Consider the following 17,337-nt stretch of genomic DNA (forward strand, 5'->3'; position numbering starts at 1 on the left):
TAATTATAATAATACTGAGTTATTCTGCCGCAATAATAAACGATACAATTATTGATAGCAATATCTTTTATACGAATAGCGGGATAGTCGCATCCGAATCAGAATCCTCAGACATATTGTCGGTATCGCTTTTATTTTTAATTAAAATACAAGTAACATTATCTCGGGCGTTTCTCACTAAAGAGGCGTGCATCAAAGCCATACCAGCATCAATTATATTTCCAGGTTGCAAAACCTTTTCAATTTCTTTATCACTCACTTCTTTATTAAGTCCATCGCTACACAATAAAAATACATCACCTAACTCTAACTTATCTGACTTTATGTCTACATTGAGTTCACTATCAACGCCTACAGCACGTGTAATTACGTTAGCTAAAGGATGACTTTCTGCATCTTTAGCTAATATAACACCTTCATCAACCATATCATTTACTTGACTATGATCTTTAGTTACTTGTTGTAATACACCTTCTCTAAGTAGATATCCTCGGCTATCCCCTACCCATAATAGATGGTAATAATCATCCTTAATCAACAAGATAACAACTGTGCTGCCAGCTACTTTTCCTGAGAATTGTGTCTTGCTCATTTGCTGTAACATAGCATTACTTTCTTTAAGAGACTGAACAATTACAGTGGTGGTTATTTCATCAAGTGACAAGTACTCTATAGATTTCAATATAGTGTCTATAACCAATTGACTAGCTACATCACCAGCAGCATGCCCTCCCATGCCGTCAGCTACGACCCATACACCTTGTGTTGGTCGTTCTAAAAAAGCATCTTCATTTATCTTTCTAACCGTACCTCGGTGCGTTTGCGCATGACTAGATTGAAACATTACTATCCTTTAATAATTTCGCTGGTATTCCAACTGTATGTTTGCCATTCACCGTTTAGCATGGCTACAAATTGGCTAACTTGTGGTAATCCATCTGTTACAATAAAACAAGGTTCAACGAACTCTGATCCTAACGTCCACCAAATACTGTAAGCCCCATAGTTCTGGCTATATTGTAAATGCAGTAAATCTAAAACCTCAGGTGACATACTTCCCTGAACAACCCAAGCTTTTTTAATTTTATCGTCACTTTCTTGAGTTGAAAAAGTCGTTTTCTTAATGGATATATTTGATATTTTAAGGCTCAATTTTTCAAACCAAGCGTTCAAATTGAAATCATCTTCAAGCACTTCTAAAACAATAGGCTCAGCATTTTCGGTCCAATCATTTTCATGCCAAGCTCCTACTGCAGTGTTATTATGTTCAATCGCCACAGTAAAAGGAAAGTGCCTGCCAACAATATCAACACTTGGAATTAATGTCCCCATTATCGATGATTCACAACACACTTCAGGAGACAATGAAAAATGCCATATAGGACTAGTTAAATAACAATTTAACCAGTCTTGTCCTAATTGCTCTTTACTCACGGCAATAACGGCCTGTAGCCACTCATTCCAATGTTTTAAAAAATCACTATTGAAGTTACTTTGAACAAAATCCCCTTTAGATGGGATTTTGCCACAAAAACCTATTGTTTCTATAGGTTCTCTGGACATGAAAAACGCTCCAAGTTAACCATTGCAAATGGATTATTTACACTATTAGCAACAAATTGAATTTCAGCGTTATAACCACTTAAAGCTATTTTCAAAAGGCCATCTTTTTTGGTTTCTGGACGGCTATTATTCAAATCATCAAAAAATTTAAATAAAGACCACTCGCCAACATATTTTTTATTGATAGATCTTCCGCCATTTGGCGGTGTGAAAGATATTCGAGTTTCGCTATTCACACTAGGGCCAGGCCAAATAAACTCTTCTTTTCTTGTAGGTCCATGTCGGTAGCTTAGCTTCTGACCGTCTATTTCGATCATAATTTGACTTACGTTTTTATCAAGAGAACTAGCCTCTAAACTAAAGCCTATTAATGGTTCTTTTTGACCAGACTGAAAAAAAGCTTCTCTGATCAACTCTGCTTCTTGGTAAACTGTAAGTATCTTTTTGCTAATACCTATATCTTTAGTAAACCTCCATGGTTTTTTACTTGTATCGACATGTTCATCTAAGTATTTTTTCCAAAACTTATCTAAAGTTCCACCATATCCAAAGAAACGCGTAAAATCGTTGATTCTTACTTCTCGTGAAGAACTTCTAATAAATGGATATCGTCGACTAATAGCTCGTTTATATTCAGCAAGTACACTTGATTGCCATATTCCATTTAAACGTTGATTTTGGTTTGTTTTAGCAAAAGTTTTAGTTTCAGCCGCGATACCATCTAACCAGTTAAAGATAGGAAATGGTGCATTAGCTATTTGTTCATTTAACGTATTACCTAAAGTTAAAAATTGACTTTCTAGACTTTGATTCATATATTTTGTTGAATCTGTTGAAGAAATCACTTTAGATAAGTTACGCTCGATTGAACGTAATGTACCTTGAATATCATCTAGTTCTTTTAAATCAATTGACAATAAATCAGCGAAAGCTAATTCAACATCCTTACCGGGTAAATCAATCTCTACTTCAATCTGATCATCAGGTAATAAACGAGTAATTCTAGACTTCTTAGATTGAAAAAGAACATCTGACGCACTTTTAGCGATTTTTGCTGCAGCTTCACCATTTTTAGATAATGGAACTTTTGTTAACTGAACGTTCTTTTGAACCGCCGCAATAATACTTTTTATAGGTGCATCAGGGCTTGTTAACGCATAAGTAATCTCATGTGCTCCCTCTAATGTATTAAAAGACTTAACATTTAAATCACTTAATAAGTCTTCCCAATAAAAAATATAGTCTCGGATATATTTTGCTTCTAATTGAACGGTTATCTGAGCTTTTGTACTTTCATCAAGATCTCTTAAATCATCGCCATATACCCAGCTATCTTCAATCAAACGTTTAACGATTCTGTTTTTCTCAATATTGAAAATCCCATGAAAACCATTAAAAGTATATAAGCTTGGAATACCACGATTAAATGTTCTATCACTTAAAAAGGTAAATGCTCGTAAACTTTCTAAACTTAGAATATCAACCAGTTTAAAATCAGGAATACTACTATCACTAAAATCACTTTTTAAACGCTGATATGCTCTTTCTACTAAAGGCAGCATAGTCAAATCTTGTCGAGCTTGAGCAACAACTTCTTTATTATAATCGTTTCCTCTTATATTCATTTCCAGCATGGTCGATAAATGCTCATTTAATTGAGTACGAATATCGGCATTAATTTCCCCTGGAACATGACGATCTAAATAAGCTGAAAACCATATTTTCACATTATCCTCTTGATAATAATCTGTTTGATAAAGCATCAAATAGGTTTTAAGAGTCTCATATAAATAATTTAAATGCATTGCATTATCTTGCATATCACGGCTAAGGGATTTCATCAGATATGGTAATAAGTAAACTTCTAAAGCTCTTTTATATGCTTCAGTCGCTGGTTGTTTAAATTTATCCCCTTGATATAAACCAAGAGTATGAGCATCAGGAATTTCTTCATTAGCATAACCCACAGGTAAATTTCTAAGAGTAGATAGACCTTTTGTTAAAGTAATAATTTCAGATTCTGGACTTAAGCCACCAGAAGTAACTTCTTGATAATTTTCAATTGAAGCTTTAGTACGATCAACTAGTTGACTATTCCAGTCGTAACTTGACCACCATGCATAAGTAAAAAATACAGCTACTATGGATGACACGGCAATAGTTGCACGTCTTAATAAAACATTCTGTTTATCATGCTGACGATTAATAGAAGCTAAGTTCTTCTCAGGAAAAATAACATCTTCAAGTAAACGTTTAATAAAATAGCTTCTTTGATGCTTAATCGCTGCCGACTTCTTCTCAGCTTTGACACCAGTTGAAATTTGAGAAGATAGGTGATCAATAGGTATACCTTCTTGAGTCGCACTTGTTAAATATACCCCCCGGAGTAATGGTGCTTCTTCATAAGCATTAGGCGAAAATATTTCTTTTAAAAAGTCATCTGCAGCGCTTTGTAAAAGCCTTAGTTGTTTTGGAAATTCATAAATAGATGAACGACGATCAAGATCACGCTCATTCTTTAATCTAATGTTAATACGTGAATTAAGATTAGTTAGTAAGGTATGGAACTCTTTATTAAAAGTACTCACAATACTTTCTTCATCTTCTCCTACTTCTAAAGGAAAAGTTACCCCCCAAATTTGTTCACAATCTTCCTTGGTAAAATCATCAAAAAACTCGTTAAAACCGGCAATTAAATCAGACTTGGAAAATAGGACATAAACAGGAAACGTCATATTTAATTGATTTTGAAGTTCTTGTAAACGCTGCTTTATTGCTCTTGCGTGTAAATTTCTTTCTGTTTTAGTTTGATTTAAAAGCTCAGCCATTCCCATAGTAATCACCACGCCATTTATAGGACGTAGCGGTCTAAACTTTTTCAATAAACCGAGGAAGCCTTGCCAAGCTCTTGAATCACGTTTGGAATGACTATCTTGCGTAGTGTATCTACCCGCGGTATCGATTAACACAGCCTTATTAGTAAACCACCAATCACAATGTCTTGTTCCGCCTACACCTTCAATCATATCAATACCCATTTTTTCTTTTAATGGGTACTCTAAACCTGAGTGATGAATAGCAGTTGTTTTACCCGAACCTGGGGGACCAATCATAATGTACCAAGGTAAATCGTAGATATTCTTATTATCTGAAAATTTTGTATTTTTCAATATATCTAATGCTTGCACCATCTTTTTATGCAATACATCTATTTCACCTTTAACAGCTTCATCAGAAGTGTTTTCTTGTACGTTATCCTCACCATGGATCAAGTTATTAACCATAGCTTCATTCTGTTTTTTATCTTTTGCTTTATGAGTATATTTAATGCCTCCCCACACAATAATAATAAGTAATAAAAAGATAATTCTTGCGGATATACTTATTAATGGTTCATAACCAGCAATTGCTAAGAGAGGTCCTCCAAACCAAATAAGTAAAGCTAAACAAATGAAACCCAAAATGGTAATTACCAGTTGGGATTTAAATATTTTTATAAATTTTTTAAACGACATTTACAATTCCTTTGTATTGAAGCTAGAACAACAAGTCTATTTCAATTCTTCTATTTAACGCACGATTCTCTTCACTTGTGTTTGAAGTTCGAGGCTCTGTTTCACCTTTTCCCTCAGGCCATAAGCGCCCACTTAAAGAAGCATTATTAGCTAGGAAATTACCTATTGAAGTAGCTCTAGCTAGCGATAAATGCCAATTTGATGGGTATTTAGTCGTAAAGATAGGCTCGTCGTCAGTATGCCCTGTGATCAAAATTTTACCTTTAGTTCCTTCAAGTGTGCGTGCTATTTTTGCTAAAACAGTTTCAAAATCGACTCGAGGTTGAGTGCTACCACTAGCGAAAAGCACTCCTGCACCAATTCTAATACGAACACGATCAGTAAGTTGTTCAACTTCTAATAAATTACGACTAATTTCAGTTTGAAGTAATTGTTGTAACATTAGTGCTTCATCACGGTTAATACTACCTGCAGCATTATCGTCAGTCTTCTCCCAAGGTACCAAAGTCACTAAATTTTTATAAACGCTAGAAGAGTAATTATTAATACTGTAACTAAAGCCCATATAAATAAATAGCATAACAACGCCTAAAAGCGCACCTATCACCCATAATGGAAAAGGCTGTTCAAAACCTTCATCTTGGGCAACTTTATCGCGCCACCCAGGTGAAAGATCTCGGTTTAATTCGCCTTTAAATGCTTGAACAGCGTGATAAGCTTTATCTCTTAAGTCTTCCAGTTTTTGGGCACCTTGAGGCTCAAGCTTCATTTTTCCGACAAAGCCAAGCGTTATGCATAAATACATCAGCTCTAATAAACGGTATTTTTCAGACGAGTACTGGAGTGTATTTTCCAGTAAAGTAAAGAAGTGTTCACCACCAAAAGTTTCGTTATGAAAAGTAGACAATAAGCTATTAGCCGCCCACTCACTTTGTTGTCCCCAAGGCGTAGTTAAAACAACTTCATCAACAAAGCTACATAAACAATAACGTGCTGATTGAATATCATCAGGATGAACGTCAGCCGTTCTAAGCAATTGCTCATAATGTTTAATAAGCTCAATACACTGAACTTTAAGCGCATCAACATCATCGTTGTGTTTTGAATCTCTTAATTTAATACAAATAGATAATAATGTGCCAGCACTATCAACGATTGGATTACCTGACATAGCAAGTAATGTATTTTGATTACGATAATCAGGTTTTGCTTCTTGAACGACAGTACGTGCACTATTAGCAACGTTTCGTTTACTTTCTGTATTTTTTTGTGAAGCCGCGCCTCTTCCTGGTCGTGGCTTGACGATCGTTTGATCACTCATTATATCATCCCTAATGTTTTTATTATTAGCCGTTCACAGCCCATAGCTCTATTTTAAGATCTGGATAATTACCTGATAAGTGCATAGCTATTCCGCCACTATCTTTTAATTTAAACCAATTTTTGCTTGTTTTATCTAACTGGAAATAATGATAACCAGAGTGGTAAGGCACTTGTCTAGGAGCTGTAGCTAACTCAATAATACCAATACCTGGTAATTGGCTATTAACCAATTCTCTTATCGTTTCAACTGATCCTATTTTGATTTGAGCTGGTAAGCGTTTTCTAATTTCGTTCGAAGGTAAGGCAGCACTAACCGCAATAATAAAATCAGCGCTATCTAACAAACTTTTATCATGTAAAGGCGTAAAGTGAATACCGTATTTACTTTTCTCTAATGGTAACTCCAATGCCGTTTGTTCTAATACACTACTTAAACTTTGATTCATATTAAGCATGACTTTGCTAAAGGTGTGAGTCAAATTATCATGTTGATATTTAGGGAATTTAGGTGGACGTTTACTCGGCGAACTAAAAGTTGCGAGTTCACCAGCTAAACTAATTAAATTAGCATATAATTTTTCTGGATGAACACCTAAAAGGCTACCTAGATGTTCAAAAATAGGTTGATATCTATTTAACAACTGTAACATTAAAAAATCAGAAATTGAGCTCGAAACACCTTGCGACTGAGTTAATCGAGCAGCAATAGCTTCAGCTCTTTGTTGGATCATACCTTGAGTTTCTTTCACAAGATTTGTTAATCCTTTAATTTTTTCGATAGTAACACAAGATGGAATAAACTTATTATCAAGTCTAATAACTCCTTCATCTGACACATCAATAATTCTTGCTATAGCAATAGAAACATAGCCAGATCTGTCTTCATTTTCTAACTTTAACTTACAGTGAAGCTTTCCTATCTGTAAGACTTCCATAGCATCAGAGCCAACACTCGTATCTATAATGTTATGGTCGTTGTAAAAGTAACGCGTTATTTGATTATCAGAAACATCAGATATATTTAAACCTGTACTTTTATTTATAGGTAAAACTATATATACCAATTGATTAATTGTCGTTGCCGGTATAGTAATAGCGTCAGGTAATGGATTTTGCTCAGGTAATATGGCTAATGTGTTATCTTGAAAAATACACTCTATGTTATCTAGGCCAAATTGCCCTAAAGAAAGTAAACGGTGATCAACTTCAAAACTATAAACTCCCCAAGCTAATGGATTAATACGGTCTCTAATTCTAGAATGTTGAAATTGTAAATATCTTTCTTGTTGCTGCATGTGTTGAGGACGTAAAAACATTCCTTCAGTCCAGGCAACGGGGCTAAAATCACTCATAACCTTCCCTAATTATTGCTAATTTTATTAATTACTTATTGCTTGGGTAAATTGCTAATTTTTCTATATTTAACGTTATATTTTTATACCCAGTAGGATCAGCTTCAACAACTGCCCGCCATCTTGAACCATCAATATTACGATACGCAACAACAAAACCAATATATCGAGTGTTCTTATTAAGTACCATTTTATGTTCTTTTAATTGTTCAGGCTGTAACTCTAATTCATCTTTTTTTAATAAGTCAGGGCCTAAGATCTTTTCAGGTGACTCATACAAAGTAAAAAAATCTTGAGTATCAAAAATAGTGCGTGAAGATAATTCAAAGACCTTAACCACAACGGGAGAAGCTCTACCACTTTTATCAGGATTAATATCTTCTGATACGTTAAACGTTAAATCTGTTGAAGGTGGTACTATTGCATTAATTGTTGCACAACTTGTTAAAATAACCGCACTAACAATAAAACCAATAACGCATAATATTTTTTTTAAAATCATTTTTTTACCTAACTAATCTATAAAGAATTAATTTTCTTATCGTATGCTCTAACAAAATCATCTGACAAAGCCGAGCTTCCTTGATTGGATATTTCATTTGTTATATCCGAATGTAATGTTTTATATAATTTCCAATACCTTAATTGTTTATGGCCCGGTAAAACATTATCCAATACAGAGTCATTCAAGTCTCTATTTTCGATTCCATTAGGATCAAGTTGACTTAAGATACCTTTAATTTCCCCTAATGCACCTGCCGTTAATGCTATATCATGTTTTTTTGTATCATTAAACGCTTCAGTAACAGCTTTATGTGCAGGTAAAAAGCTTGTACTTTTACGTAAAAATAAGTTTTGAAATACATCATCAATCGAAGCTGAAAATTTTAGAGGGTTATTTTCTTTTTGCTGAAAAGTTGTTTGATTAACTCTAAATTCATTTTTAAGGTTAGAACGATTTCTTAATGATTCCATAAGCCCTAATAACATTAGCTTCATACATTCACCCATTTCATGCATTAGCTGATCCGTCACAGTATCAGATGTCATATCAGGTGAAACACCTAAACCTTCTAAAAATGCTTGTTGACCACTTGTATTTGAGGCCAATGTCGAACTCTGCAATACAGGCTTTTTCACAATAGGCTCTTCAAAAGTCATTTGAGGGGTTGAGGCTACTTTTTGATGCACTTTTTGTGGCACAGCTTCTGGTGTGTGTTGTTTAACTGGTTGATGCACAGCAGTTTCTAGGTCAATAGATGGAATAGATGTTGTTTTAGTAGAGCTAATGTTTAAAAAATCTTCATCCCACTCTTCAGGGATCGATTGAGGGGCTTCAAAGTAGTCATCTAAATTATTATTTACAACAGGCATCGATTCAACTGTATTTGTATCGAGTGAAAATAAGTCGTCTGCAAGTTTTACACTATTAATACCTTGTATTTCAGAAGAAGCTAACTCTTCAGGAACATAATTATCTATAGGCGTTTGATGTGAAATGTCATTAGAATTAAGAGAATTTTGTTGCTCAACTAATGTAACTGAAACCTCATAATCACCAAAGGTGAGTAAATCATCCTGCGCGAGTTTATGTGCTTTATCTTTACCTAAAGCTTCAACAGACCTATTAATAAATAAGCCATTAGTCGACAAGTCATAAATAAAAAAGCCATCGACTTGTCGCTCTACCTTTGCATGTACGCCTGAAACAACTTTTTCAGGATCAGGTAAATGCCAATCATTGTTTTCAGAGCGCCCAAGGGTTATTGAATCTTTTATCGATTTTTTCGATATTTGTTCAGGTGAAAGACGGTGATAGCTAACAATTTCAAAAATTAATTCCATTTACTTAAACAACCTATACAAAATTAGTGTTCGGCTAAATCAAGCCAAAACATTGATAAAAACACATACAAAAAATGACTTTAAAAGCATTACGTTCAATCGAACATTTTATATAATTCATTCCCCCTTTTAACCAGTTTTTGTGCAGTTTTAAACTGTTTCTTTTCCATTGATATATTGGCAAAACTTAAATAAGAAGCTGCTAATTTTTTCTCAATAGCAATTAAAGGCTCAAAACCTTTTGGTATTTGTGCTGCTAATCTCATCACACTTTCATCAAGTATTTCTAATTCTTTATAAGTGGTTATATCGGTAAATTTATCGTTGAACTCATCAAATGTCGTTTTATAAAAGAACTTTGCAGCCTCATACGGATAAGTAGGATTTTTTCCTTCAATCATATTTTTCTTGAAATTTGCAAGGGAGTTAACTGAAGCTTCCATCTTTTTACCAAAAATTAATAAAGGCTCTGCATCCTCATAGTGATTAAACGCTAACTCTCCTACTTTTATCAATTCACTTATTTTACTTGCGTCATGTAGGTTAACAGCAGCATCAAAATTAGTTCGGTATAAATTAAATGCATCAATATTAGGTTGAAATTTAAAATAAGGATTAATGTAAAGCAAATCTTGAATAATTGCTTCTATATCGTTATCACCAGCCTCGCCATACCGTCCTTGTGTTAATAATAAATTCAAACGCCCAGATAGCGCATCTGTAGTTGCTTGACGATTTATTTGTATTTCATTTTGTAATTGCTGAAGACGAAAAGAGTCAGGAAAAATAGCTAACGCATCGTTTATTATGACTTCAATTTGTCCATAATTTTTATAAACACTATTCGTTTTATTAGGAACATTCATAATACGCTTTTCAACTACATCAATGATATCTGCTCGATGCTCTCTTAATAAGCCCTGCTTAAATAATTTATATTCTGAAGGAATACTTTCTAAAGTGGAAAGCACTTCTGAAGAAGAAAGTGCTTCAAAAGCTTTCCTCTCTTTATCATATTTTTCAGCTAACGCAATCTGTGCGGATAAATCATCTATCGACTTTTGTTTAACTAAATAAGTTTGCACGAAAACAAAAATTGCAATAGCGCCTACAGCACTTATAGCTAACTTTGGCCATAATTGTTTTGATAAACCGTTAAGTATTTCATTGATATTTTTACTTCGTTCCGCTTTATGTAAAGCTAAGCCTTTTTTCAGGCTTGGCCATAAATACCAACTTAAGTTTGATGGTTTAGCAAGATGAGTGCTTTTAATATCTACTTTATCTGCAGTAATTCTTTGGTAAGGATGTTTACTTGATAAAAGCTCATAAACAACACAAGAGAATGCATAAACGTCATCTGCTACACAAGGTGGTTTATCTTTAAGTTGTTCATAGCTTGCATAAGCTGGAGTATATCCACTCAATGGAGATAATTGTTCATGATTTTGTAAGGCATACTTATCAATGTTTAATTGAAACGATTGGGCAACACCAAAATCAAAAACTTTAATATCGCCTTTCCTCGTCAAAATAATATTTGAAGGTTTTAAATCGGTATGAACAATACCAAGATTGTGCGCATAACTTAATGCATTCGCTATTTGTTCTACTATTTTATAAGCACCTTTAAAAGGTATACCTAAAGGTTTAGAACGTTTAATAACTTGCTCTAAAGTTTCACCGTCTAACCATTCCATAATAATAAAATGGAAGTTATCCTGAGAGTCTACATCATAGACCCTAATAATATTTGGATGAGATAATTGTTGGGTTTGGTGAGCTTCTTTAACTAAAACTTGTTTAGCCTCAGGAGTAGCCGAAAATTGCTGCAATAATACTTTAATAGCTACATAAGGTTCCGCAACACCAGCAGATTCAAGCTTTAAGTCTTTAGCGCGATATATGTCACTCATGCCACCGCTACCAAGCTTGGACTCGATGACATAGCGTTCTTTTAAACACTTTCCGATTAAGTTGATTTCTGTGGTTTTGGGATTTGTATCAACTCCTGCAACGAGAGTTTTATCATCAATACTAGATGATTCAGAATCATTTATGTCCATATAAAGGTACTTCTATTGCTTAGTTAAAGGCTGGAAAAATCTATTTTAGAGCCTATTATAAATAGGCCAGTATTGTGCTATTTAAATCTTTAAATTTCAATAAAAATTTGTCAAGACTATAAAGAGGTTCCGTTTAGCCTGAAATTATTGCTATACATCCAAAATATTATTTTTTTAAATTTATGTTTTGATTTTGCAATTAATTATTGCCTACAATAGTGCTGTTTATTCTCATATTTCATTATACTTTCCGTATTTTAAAGCCCCAAATATAGAGGAAAATCACCAATATTTTCCTCTATATAAAAACAGTCTTGAAATTAAAAAAACACGAGAAAAGTAGCTTTACCTGCCATGAATAAAATAAGTTTAGTAATCAATAAAACGCAGCCATACATTCCACTTCAGTTTTTGCACCTAAGCCTAAACCATTTGTACCAAAAGCACTTCGCGCTGGGTATGGCTTACTGAAGAATGATTGATAAACCTCGTTAAACGCTGGCCAGTCAGCCATATCAGCCAGCATAACGGTGCATTTAACAACGTTTTTCATGGTTAGGTTGTGAGCTTTGAGTATGGTTTTAATGTTGTTCATCGTTTGTTTAGCTTCGGCTTTTATACCGCCTTCAACTAATGAAAGTGTTCCGGGTGTTATGCCCAGTTGCCCTGAAATATACAAGGTATTGTCTACCCTAACAGCTTCTGAAAATGGCATATTTGACGATTTAGCAAATACACTGCCTGAATTTAAGAACTCTACGTTAGCTTTTGAACTTGCATAAAGGTGCGGTGTAAATAAAAGTGTCATTAGGCTAATCGCTATTGATAGTTTTTTCATTTTATATCCCTTTTTATTATGTGTTGATGGCGATTAAAATATGATACCACCATGATGTTTCTTAATATTTTATTTGCCTTCTAATCGCCTTACCTGGCATGGCGCTTCGAATTAATATTCCATTTTCAATAATAGGTGTGCCATTAACAATAACGGTATCCATCCCTTTAGACGTTAATGTGGGTTTCGCAAAGGTTGCTCTGTCGGTAAATTCAGCAAAATCGAAAATAACAATATCTGCATCGGCTCCCTCTTGAATACGACCTTTAAACTTCATTTGTTCAACACTTGTTTCTAGTATTTGTGCAGGTATTAACGACATTTTTCTGATGGCTTCACTTAATGATATTTTTTTACTTTCTTTAACAAACTGAAGAATAAAACGCGAATAACTACCTGCTGATCGAGGGTGAGTTTGAGCGCTTTCAGGTAATGGCCAAACATCACCAAAAATCATTCTATGGGTTGTTGCATCCATTATCGGCATTCCGTCAGAGGCTACCGCTCCATTAGGAAATAACTGAGAAATTTCATATAAGTGTTGATCAGATTCCGAATGCTCAGGGTCTAAATAGTTGAAGATAATGATAGATCGAGGACTGTTATCTTGTAGCTCTTTAAAACTGGTTGGAGTTAGCTGTTTTCCGTTAAACGAGAAGTCTGTTTCGCTCGCATTACCTAAGCGTTCTTTCCAATGTTCGCCACGAAACATTTGCCCACCTATAGCCGTACTTGCGGCAGAATAAGGGTAAGCTTCAACTGATATTTTTACTCCTTGTTTTTGTGCATTAAGTACAAGTTCGGCCACGTCTTCTATATCGCGAGCGCTGGTGCTATTTAAATGAGAAATATGTGCATGAGCACCTGTACTTGCGGCAGCAGAAATTAATTCTTGATAAGCTTCAAAAGCACTTTTAGGTTCTTGTGTACTGGCGAAACGTATGTGATTAAAGGTAGAAACGTTATATTTAGCGGCTAATTTATGTAGTTGGTAATATTCTTTTCTATTCGAGTTGGGACTATACCCTGCCAGAATACCTACCCCTAGTGCGCCAGCATTTATGGCTTTTTCAACTAGGTTAATAATTTCAGTTTGCTGTGCTTTTGTCGCAAGGTTTCTACTCCAGTTAGGTAAAGAAAACACTCCTAAGGCTTCGCCCGGAACACCATTAAAGGTTGCGCCATCTAACACCATAGCACGCGCCATCGACCAATTAGCTGAAGCGCCATAGTTAATCGGTCTTCCTTCTTTGGCGATATTCTTATAAAACTTATCAACCTCTAACACGCCAGCTTCTAATTCTAATGCGGTTGTTACGCCGTCAAATGCCTGTAAACGTGCGTTAGGTAATAATTGCCCATGAGCATGTAAATCAATAAATCCCGGAGATACCACTAAACCTGTCGCATCAATCGTTTTTTTACCTATTATAGATGTTGTTGATATTTTAGTAATTTTGCCTGCTGAAATGCCTATCCATCTTTTTGCATCTAACCCTGTTTCTGGATCGATAACGCGACCATTTTTAATCACTAAATCGTAGTTATTAGCTAAGCTTACCGAGCTAAAACCAATAGATGTAACCATAACTAGCGATGTAATAAATGTGCTTTTATATGTTTTCATTTTTACCCTCAATGGCGAATGAACTTTACTATGTAGTAATAATACTTATAGCTTAGTTGTTAATAAAACTCATGCCTAAGTTTCAACGACATAAAAACAACACATTCAAGATAGTTTATTTTTTATTCAAAAAATTAGCATTATATCAACAAAAATTCATGGAGATATTTATAAATGTACTATGCTTAAAACACATGACAAGTTAAGTCAGTTTAAAGAAAAGCAACCAACTGGGATGTTAACAACATGAAAATAAAAGACTTTCAACTCAAAGCTTTATCTAGCACCATAATAACTATTATGTCTACTCATCTTTATGCACAAGAAACAGCAAATATTGAACGCATAGAAATAACAGCTCAAAAACGAACACAAAACATTCAAGAAGTTCCCGTTTCTGTGAGTGCATTCACGGGTGAGCAGCTTACAAAAAATCATGTAACCAGTTTGGTTGACGCGTCAGAAATGATGCCTAATGTAGAAATATCAAGTACCAGCTCAATGCCCCAAATATATATGCGTGGCATAGGTGCAGGTATTAATTACGGTTTTGAGCAATCAGTAGCTCAATTTAGAGATAATATTTATATAGGCCGAGCCATTATGGCGAGAGCGCCAGTTTTTGATATAGAAAGAGTTGAAGTACTTAAAGGCGCGCAAAGTATTATGTTTGGAAAAAACGCCACAGCCGGTGTTATTTCAACCATGACTAAAAACGCCATTAATGATACAGAAGGTGTGCTCAGTGCAAGCTACGGTTCATATTCAACCTTGAGTATTGAAGGAATGTTTAATACCGCAATAAGCGATAATTGGTCTGCGAGGATCGCTGGCGTTATAAAAACAACCAATGGTTTTACCAAGAACAATCTTGATAATAACCAAATTAGAGGCGTAGATCATATAGACGGGCAGGAAAATTCAGGCGTAAGGCTATCACTACAAGGTGAACTTGATAACGGCCTATCCGTTGGTATCAAGGTTGAACATTCAGAATCTGACTTCGAACTGAGCTCAAGACAATATTATGTAGACAACAGCGCATTAGCGGCGGCTATAGATAAAGGCCACTCAACGGGGCTTACCGCTTTGTTAGATCCAAACGCAATAATAGATAAAAGAGTAGAGTTTGATGACACCGCAGGCGATCAATCACCTTTTAATGACAATCTTGAAAGCGATACCGCGGTTTTAACCCTAGAATACGATTTAAATAACAATACCCTCACCTCAATAACCAGTTATCAAGATTACACTTGGAATAACGCTTACGATCCTACTTATTCAGAACAAAATTGGGTTGCTCTTGATAGAACCGAAAACTTTGATCAAGTCACTCAAGAATTACGCTTTGTCACTCCCGAGGCACAAGTCGGTGAGTTAGATTACATTGTAGGTTTGTACTATACCCGCCAAAATTTAGATCTTAACCAAAATGCTGATATGTATCAGTTTCCATCCGCCCCTATTCCTGATAGTCGTTATGGATTATTTTCTGATTTTGAAATGGATGAATGGAGCGTTGCTGCTTTTACTTCAGTAGGTTGGCAAGTAAATGAAAAGCTAAAATTTGATTTAGGAGTACGTTTTGATAAAGAAAACAAAACCGTTACCTCGTTACAAAAAACCTATACTGCTGATTTTGGCATACCTGAAGCGAATGCCTTAGGTTTAGCTGATCAAATTTTAGCTGCATTTGGTGCAGGTAATCATTTACTTAATGAAGACCGCGATGAAACTCACTTATCCCCTAGTTTAAAAGTAAGTTACCAAGAAAACAAAAATTTAATGTATTACGCCAGCGCAACCGTTGGTAATAAAGGGGGTGGATTCGACGGCACTTTATTAAATAACACGGGTATTTTAGGTACTGCCTCTCCTACTGGCGAGGCTTATAATAATCGTAACCCTGCAGTTACTCCTTCTAATTCTTTTGAATATGAAGATGAGAAAGCAACAGCATTTGAAATGGGTATTAAGTCTGACATTTTAGATGGCAAAGGACGCATCAATGTTGCTTACTACTACACCAAGTTTGAGAACATGCAAGTGTCTGCATGGGATGGTAAAAGTTATGTGGTTGATAATGCGGCCAAATCTATTGTACAAGGACTTGAAACAGACCTTACCTTTATTTTAAGCGATTATTGGTTTTTATCAGGTGGCGCAGCTTACCTAGATTTTGAATACGACAGCTTTGAAAACGGCGTAGCTACGGTGTGGCAAGATAAAGTTGAAGGATTAAGAGGACAAAATTTAACGGGCAGACGTGGCGTTTATGCACCCAAAGTTACTGCAAGTTTATCAATAAATTATGAAGATGAATTATCATCGTCAATTTTATTATCGAGTAATTTATTTGTTAATTATTCCTCAGAATTTTATACAGCTTCAGACCTTGATGAACAATCTAAGCAAGATGCGTTTGCTAAATTAAATTTTCGAATTGGCTTAAGTGATTCAGCTGACGGGAAGTGGAATATAGCCTTTTTAGCGAAAAACATAACCGATGAACAAGTTATTCGCACATCGCAAGATTTACCCGGCAATGCATTTGCTTATTGGGTGTCTATTGACCCACCGCGTACGTACACGATTACAGGTACTTATAGTTTTTAGGTTATTAGAAACGTAGCAGAATATTATTTAAAAAGATGAAAACGAATAGAAAATCAAGCATAACCTTGGATTATGCTTGAATTTTAATGTTAACCGAAGTGGTTAAAAACAATTTTATTACCATCGAAATCACGAAAATAAGCGCCATAAAAAACATTAGGAATACGTTGACCCGGCGCGCCATCGCAAGTTGCTCCTAAAGCGATAGCTCTATTGTACATTTCATCACATTTTTCTTTTGAGCCTGGTGAAATAGCAAGCATGTTACCATTACCGCAGTTTTGTTCTTTTTCATTATATGGGATACAAATGGCAAGTATTAACTCTTCCATACTCTTACCAAAAAATATAATACGTTCATTTTTTATCAATGTTTTAGCACCAAGAGGAGCTAAAAGTTCATTATAAAAAGTTTCTGATTTTTCTAAATCGGTTACACCGATAGTTGCATAACTGAGCATGGGTATTCCTTAATTATTATAAATATTTTAAATAAATAGTCGCTGACTACAACAGGTTAATTATAACCGGTTAATAAACGCCATGTAGTAGACCTGAGTAACAGTCGTTATATTTCCAACTAATAACA

12 protein-coding genes are annotated in these 17,337 nt (G+C 34.9%); 1 reads left to right on the forward strand and 11 read right to left on the reverse strand.

Annotated elements, in window-relative coordinates:
- Positions 1–67 precede the first annotated feature (67 nt).
- From B0X80_RS16820 to B0X80_RS16865, 10 genes are all read right to left on the reverse strand, one after another.
- Positions 68–844 carry a PP2C family protein-serine/threonine phosphatase gene (locus tag B0X80_RS16820; RefSeq protein WP_077342396.1) on the reverse strand — a complete coding sequence of 259 codons (777 nt, stop codon included), beginning with the start codon at positions 842–844 and terminating at the stop codon, positions 68–70.
- 2 nt (positions 845–846) lie between these two features.
- Complete coding sequence (gene tagF, locus B0X80_RS16825) at positions 847–1,563, reverse strand: type VI secretion system-associated protein TagF (protein WP_077342398.1); 717 nt, start codon at positions 1,561–1,563, stop codon at positions 847–849.
- On the reverse strand, positions 1,545–5,078 hold the full coding sequence (gene tssM, locus B0X80_RS16830; protein WP_077342400.1) for a type VI secretion system membrane subunit TssM: 3,534 nt from the start codon (positions 5,076–5,078) through the stop codon (positions 1,545–1,547). The genes tagF and tssM overlap by 19 nt, the downstream gene beginning before the upstream one ends.
- A 22-nt stretch (positions 5,079–5,100) precedes the next feature.
- Positions 5,101–6,399, reverse strand: coding sequence for a type VI secretion system protein TssL, long form (gene tssL, locus B0X80_RS16835; protein WP_077342402.1), 1,299 nt, complete (start codon positions 6,397–6,399; stop codon positions 5,101–5,103).
- A gap of 25 nt (positions 6,400–6,424) precedes the next feature.
- On the reverse strand, positions 6,425–7,753 hold the full coding sequence (tssK, locus tag B0X80_RS16840) for a type VI secretion system baseplate subunit TssK (protein WP_077342404.1): 1,329 nt from the start codon (positions 7,751–7,753) through the stop codon (positions 6,425–6,427).
- A 31-nt stretch (positions 7,754–7,784) separates the two neighbouring features.
- Positions 7,785–8,255, reverse strand: a complete 471-nt coding sequence (gene tssJ / locus B0X80_RS16845; RefSeq protein ID WP_245825482.1) for a type VI secretion system lipoprotein TssJ — start codon at positions 8,253–8,255, stop codon at positions 7,785–7,787.
- A gap of 17 nt (positions 8,256–8,272) precedes the next feature.
- Positions 8,273–9,598, reverse strand: a complete 1,326-nt coding sequence (tagH, locus tag B0X80_RS16850; RefSeq protein ID WP_077342406.1) for a type VI secretion system-associated FHA domain protein TagH — start codon at positions 9,596–9,598, stop codon at positions 8,273–8,275.
- Between the two features lie 95 nt (positions 9,599–9,693).
- Positions 9,694–11,664, reverse strand: coding sequence for a serine/threonine-protein kinase (locus B0X80_RS16855; RefSeq protein ID WP_077342408.1), 1,971 nt, complete (start codon positions 11,662–11,664; stop codon positions 9,694–9,696).
- A 376-nt stretch (positions 11,665–12,040) separates the two neighbouring features.
- Positions 12,041–12,502, reverse strand: a complete 462-nt coding sequence (locus B0X80_RS16860; RefSeq protein ID WP_077342410.1) for a RidA family protein — start codon at positions 12,500–12,502, stop codon at positions 12,041–12,043.
- Between the two features lie 61 nt (positions 12,503–12,563).
- The gene (locus tag B0X80_RS16865) at positions 12,564–14,129 is read right to left on the reverse strand and encodes an amidohydrolase family protein (RefSeq protein ID WP_077342412.1); all 1,566 of its coding nucleotides are present in this window, start codon (positions 14,127–14,129) and stop codon (positions 12,564–12,566) included.
- A 246-nt stretch (positions 14,130–14,375) separates the two neighbouring features.
- On the opposite strand from B0X80_RS16865, the gene B0X80_RS16870 reads away from it, so the two are divergent.
- Positions 14,376–16,748, forward strand: coding sequence for a TonB-dependent receptor (locus B0X80_RS16870; RefSeq protein ID WP_077342414.1), 2,373 nt, complete (start codon positions 14,376–14,378; stop codon positions 16,746–16,748).
- 89 nt (positions 16,749–16,837) lie between these two features.
- Here B0X80_RS16870 and B0X80_RS16875 read toward each other — a convergent pair whose 3' ends face one another.
- Entirely contained in the window at positions 16,838–17,209 is a 372-nt protein-coding gene (locus tag B0X80_RS16875; protein WP_077342416.1) for a VOC family protein, read from the reverse strand.
- Between the last annotated feature and the right edge of the window lie 128 nt (positions 17,210–17,337).

The sequence above is a fragment of the Pseudocolwellia agarivorans genome, assembly GCF_002000085.1.
In the GTDB taxonomy this organism is placed as follows: domain Bacteria; phylum Pseudomonadota; class Gammaproteobacteria; order Enterobacterales; family Alteromonadaceae; genus Pseudocolwellia; species Pseudocolwellia agarivorans.

Bases quoted from the DNA above. Each gene is read 5' to 3' on its own strand.
- B0X80_RS16820 (WP_077342396.1), bottom strand. From the start codon at position 844: ATGTTTCAATCTAGTCATGCGCAAACGCACCGAGGTACGGTTAGAAAG.
- tagF (WP_077342398.1), bottom strand. From the start codon at position 1,563: ATGTCCAGAGAACCTATAGAAACAATAGGTTTTTGTGGCAAAATCCCA.
- tssM (WP_077342400.1), bottom strand. From the start codon at position 5,078: ATGTCGTTTAAAAAATTTATAAAAATATTTAAATCCCAACTGGTAATT.
- tssL (WP_077342402.1), bottom strand. From the start codon at position 6,399: ATGAGTGATCAAACGATCGTCAAGCCACGACCAGGAAGAGGCGCGGCT.
- tssK (WP_077342404.1), bottom strand. From the start codon at position 7,753: ATGAGTGATTTTAGCCCCGTTGCCTGGACTGAAGGAATGTTTTTACGT.
- tssJ (WP_245825482.1), bottom strand. From the start codon at position 8,255: ATGATTTTAAAAAAAATATTATGCGTTATTGGTTTTATTGTTAGTGCG.
- tagH (WP_077342406.1), bottom strand. From the start codon at position 9,598: ATGGAATTAATTTTTGAAATTGTTAGCTATCACCGTCTTTCACCTGAA.
- B0X80_RS16855 (WP_077342408.1), bottom strand. From the start codon at position 11,664: ATGGACATAAATGATTCTGAATCATCTAGTATTGATGATAAAACTCTC.
- B0X80_RS16860 (WP_077342410.1), bottom strand. From the start codon at position 12,502: ATGAAAAAACTATCAATAGCGATTAGCCTAATGACACTTTTATTTACA.
- B0X80_RS16865 (WP_077342412.1), bottom strand. From the start codon at position 14,129: ATGAAAACATATAAAAGCACATTTATTACATCGCTAGTTATGGTTACA.
- B0X80_RS16870 (WP_077342414.1), top strand. From the start codon at position 14,376: ATGAAAATAAAAGACTTTCAACTCAAAGCTTTATCTAGCACCATAATA.
- B0X80_RS16875 (WP_077342416.1), bottom strand. From the start codon at position 17,209: ATGCTCAGTTATGCAACTATCGGTGTAACCGATTTAGAAAAATCAGAA.